The sequence below is a fragment of the Sphingomonas sp. LH128 genome (genome assembly GCF_000293195.2).
Taxonomy (GTDB): domain Bacteria; phylum Pseudomonadota; class Alphaproteobacteria; order Sphingomonadales; family Sphingomonadaceae; genus Novosphingobium; species Novosphingobium resinovorum_A.
This window is the reverse complement of record NZ_ALVC01000070.1, coordinates 1-3,623: the sequence shown is the minus strand read 5'-3', so window position 1 is coordinate 3,623 and position 3,623 is coordinate 1. Positions and strand designations below refer to the sequence as shown.

The 3,623-nt window shown below is 64.6% G+C and carries 5 protein-coding genes; 4 read left to right on the top strand and 1 reads right to left on the bottom strand.

Translation table 11 applies throughout. The features are described 5' to 3' along the window. The 3 genes from LH128_RS06485 to LH128_RS06475 all read left to right on the top strand — a co-directional run. On the top strand, window positions 1–776 hold a 776-nt coding region (locus LH128_RS06485), incomplete at its 5' end, for a DinB/UmuC family translesion DNA polymerase (RefSeq protein WP_008828794.1). Next, on the top strand, window positions 773–1,336 hold the full coding sequence (locus LH128_RS06480; RefSeq protein ID WP_008828793.1) for an alpha-ketoglutarate-dependent dioxygenase AlkB: 564 nt from the start codon (window positions 773–775) through the stop codon (window positions 1,334–1,336). The genes LH128_RS06485 and LH128_RS06480, both read left to right, overlap by 4 nt. Window positions 1,337–1,416: 80 nt before the next feature. Beyond that, window positions 1,417–2,247, top strand: a complete 831-nt coding sequence (locus tag LH128_RS06475; RefSeq protein ID WP_037518136.1) for an aldo/keto reductase — start codon at window positions 1,417–1,419, stop codon at window positions 2,245–2,247. A 16-nt stretch (window positions 2,248–2,263) separates the two neighbouring features. On the opposite strand, the gene LH128_RS06470 is transcribed toward LH128_RS06475, so the two are convergent. After that, on the bottom strand, window positions 2,264–3,064 hold the full coding sequence (locus tag LH128_RS06470) for a S1/P1 nuclease (RefSeq protein WP_037518139.1): 801 nt from the start codon (window positions 3,062–3,064) through the stop codon (window positions 2,264–2,266). A gap of 344 nt (window positions 3,065–3,408) precedes the next feature. On the opposite strand from LH128_RS06470, the gene LH128_RS06465 reads away from it, so the two are divergent. Then, on the top strand, window positions 3,409–3,623 hold a 215-nt coding region (locus LH128_RS06465; RefSeq protein ID WP_008828790.1), incomplete at its 3' end, for an RNA polymerase sigma factor region1.1 domain-containing protein.

Genomic DNA, 3,623 nt, shown 5'->3' with positions numbered 1-3,623 from the left:
ACGAGGCCTATCTCGACGTCACCGCAAACAGGCGCGGGATCGAGACGGCATGGCGCACAGCGAAGCAGATCCGCGCGGCTATTCTGGAAGAAACCGGCCTGACGGCCTCGGCAGGTATTTCCTACAACAAGTTTCTCGCAAAGCTTGCGTCCGATCACCGCAAGCCCAACGGCCAGTTCGCGGTGACGCCCGATATGGGGCCGGCCTGGATCGAGGTCCTGCCGGTCAGCCGGTTCCACGGCGTCGGGCCGGTCACGGCGGACAAGATGAAGCGGCTGGGGATCGCCACCGGCGCGGATCTCAGGGCGAAGTCGTTCGAGTTTCTCCAGCAGCATTTCGGCAGCTCGGCCGGCTGGTATTATGCGATCTCGCGCGGGCAGGACGACCGGCCGGTGAACCCGGACCGGGTTCGCAAGTCGTCGGGGTCGGAGACGACCTTCGACCACGACCTCACCGACCCGGCCGCGATCGAGGCGGGGGTCTTGCGAATGGCCGAGGACGTCTGGAACTGGTGCGAAAGCCGCGGCTCATTCGGTCGCACGGTGACGGTGAAGATCAAGTATGGCGACTTTCGGCAGATCACGCGAAGCCGAAGTCAGACGGGCGCGGTGACGACGCGCGATGCCTTGCGCAAGTCTGCGCTCGACCTTGTCCGTTTGGTCTTTCCCGTCGCCAAAGGTATCCGCCTGGTCGGCGTGACAGTCTCGAACTTCACCGACCCGCCAGCTACCGGAGAAGTCGAACTGCCGATGTTTCGCGAAGGACAGGCGGCATGATGCTCGATCTGTTCGACGCGCCCGTGCTGCCGGGACTGGCCCTGCGCAGCGACATCATCGACGCGGCCGAGGAACGCATGCTGATCGCGCATATCGATGCGAGCGATCTCACGCCGTTTCGCTTCCAGGGCTGGACCGGCAAGCGGCTGACGACGTCTTTCGGCTGGAACTACGATTTCGAGCTGGGGCGGACGAGGCAAGCTCCGCCGATCCCCGACTGGCTGGCGCCCTTTCGTGACCGGGCGGCGATATTTGCTGGGCTCGAGCCCGATGAAATGATCCAGGCCCTGCTGATCCGCTACGATCCCGGCGCAGGGATCGGCTGGCACCGCGATCGCCCGATCTACGAACACGTCGTGGGCATATCACTGGGCGAGGCGGCGACGATGCGGTTCCGGCGCCGGCGGGGCGATGGTTTCGAGCGGGCATCGGCACCTCTGAGCCCCCGCGGCATCTACCACATGAGCGGTGTAGCCCGGCGCGAATGGGAGCACAGCATCGCCGAAATGGCGCGGCCACGCTGGTCGATGACATTCCGGAGCCTTACGAAAAGGCGTTGAATCGGCGGGGTGAGATTTCTTGATCCGGCCCCTATATCTTGCCGTGCGAACCCGGGTGCCTGCGAGGTATTGCCTCTACCATGAGAATGATTTCGTTCGCCGATGGCATGAGCGTTCCCGCATTGGGGCAGGGCACCTGGATGATGGGCGAGAGCCCCGATCGCCGCGCGGCCGAGGTCGCGGCCTTGCGGGAAGGCATCGAACTTGGCCTGACCCTGATAGACACCGCCGAGATGTATGCCGATGGTGAGGCCGAGCGGGTGGTCGGCGAGGCGATAGCCGGGCGGCGCGAGGCGGTCTTCCTTGTCAGCAAGGCCTATCCGCAGAATGCATCCGGCAAGCGGCTGCGCCGAGCCTGCGAGGCGAGCCTGAAACGCCTCGGAACCGATCAGCTCGACCTCTACCTCCTGCACTGGCGCGGCAATGTTGCCCTCGCCGAAACGGTGGAGGCCATGGAGGAACTGGTCGCCGCAGGCCTTGTAGCGCGCTGGGGCGTCAGCAATCTCGATACCGAAGACATGGAGGATCTTGCTGCCGCCGGCGGCGAAGCCTGCGCCGCGAACCAGATCCTCTACAATCTTGCACGGCGCGGCCCCGAGTTCGAACTGATCCCATGGCTCGAGCGCCGCCGTATTCCCGTCATGGCCTACAGTCCGGTCGAGCAGGGAAGGCTGCTCGGCCATACGGTGCTGCGCGAGGTGGCATTGCGGCACGGTGCCAGTGCGGCGCAGGTCGCCCTCGCGTGGCTGATGACAAGGCCGGGCGTCCTGCCCATTCCCAAAGCCGCCTCGATCGCGCATGTTCGGGAGAACCGTGCCGCTGTGGATCTGGTTCTGACGCAAGGCGATCTCGCGGCGCTCGAGCACGCCTTCCCGCCCCCCGTAAAGCGCAGCCGGCTCGAGATGCTCTAGGCTTGCTTCGCGCCTTCTACCGTTTCGCGGCCGTCCCGGTAGGCAGAGGCGTGTCGAACACCCAGTTGAGATAGGCGGCGATGCGAACGCCGGCGCGTTTCAGGCGATCGTCGATCTCGGTGCGGTGGGCGTACGCGTAATCCCACGAGAGTGCCGGATCGGCAGGGTAGATCGTCTTGCGCAGGGCGATGCTCTCGTGGATCCAGACCGCGGGATCGCGCTCGTTCCAGGCGATGACATCGGCCGGTGTGATCGATCGCGACAGCCAGGCGGCGTACTCGGAATAGGACAGCGAGCGTTGCTCGATGAGCGCCGAATCCCACACCGAGTGGAGATTGGTCGACTTGCCGAACCAGGTGACCGAGACCGCATTGCCGCCGCGATCGGTACCGGTTCCGGCATGGAGCGGCTGATGCAGGTCGCCGATGATATGGACGATGAAACGAAGCGCCAGGCGCTTGTCGTCGGGCGTGGACTTGGGATCGCGCAGGGTAGCGGTGAAACGCGACAGCGCGGTCATCGCGTCCCCAGCGGCTGGCCCGTCGGATGCCTTGTAGTCCTCGCCGGCGACGGTCACGTAGTGCCAGGGGCTGGCCTGCTTCTGCCAGAAGACGTCGGGATCGGACTTCATGTCATCGGGCCAGGTTGCCGCTTCGGCGAGATCCTCGGTTCCGAGCAGCAGGCGGACATTGGCCCGGGCAAGGCCGCTCAGGTTCTCGTCGGCGATCGCCCCGGTGATGCGGTGACCGACCGGTCCCCAGGCATGGGCGGGTGTGGCGATGGCGAGCGAGGCGGCGAGGAGGATCGTTTTACGCATGATGGCCTCATAGAGCACGGGCGGCCGGGGCACAGCCCCCCAGCTTCCTTCTAATCGATGCAAGGCCGCCAGTTCCACTTGGCTGCATTGTTTCACATTACGCTCTAGTGCGGGGCAGTTTCAGAACACTCGCACGGCCGGCAGATTTCCGAAACCGGGACCCAACGGTGCACGAAGCCAGGAATGAAGCAGGGTGTTCTCCTGCCGCGATGAATAGGGCTCAAATGCTCAGGAAGTCGTGGAAAGGATGCTGGAACTTGGCGTGCTTGTACGGCAAGGGGCCTCCCGAATTGCCATCAGGCCCTCGCGAGGCGAGGCCTTACTGACGAGTTGACGACCTGGACATGAGCAAGAATGAACGCGGCGGAGAGTTCGAAGCGCCGGTTATCGAGGCGAGCCGCGGCTCTGTCGCCAAGTTCATAGCCTATGCCAGGCGTCGCGGCACGATCACCGTCGATGAGCTGAACCTTGCCCTGCCGCAGGATCAGATGACCGCAGACCAGATCGAGGACGTCATGGCGGCGATGTCGGAGATGGGTATCAGGATCGTCGAGAACGA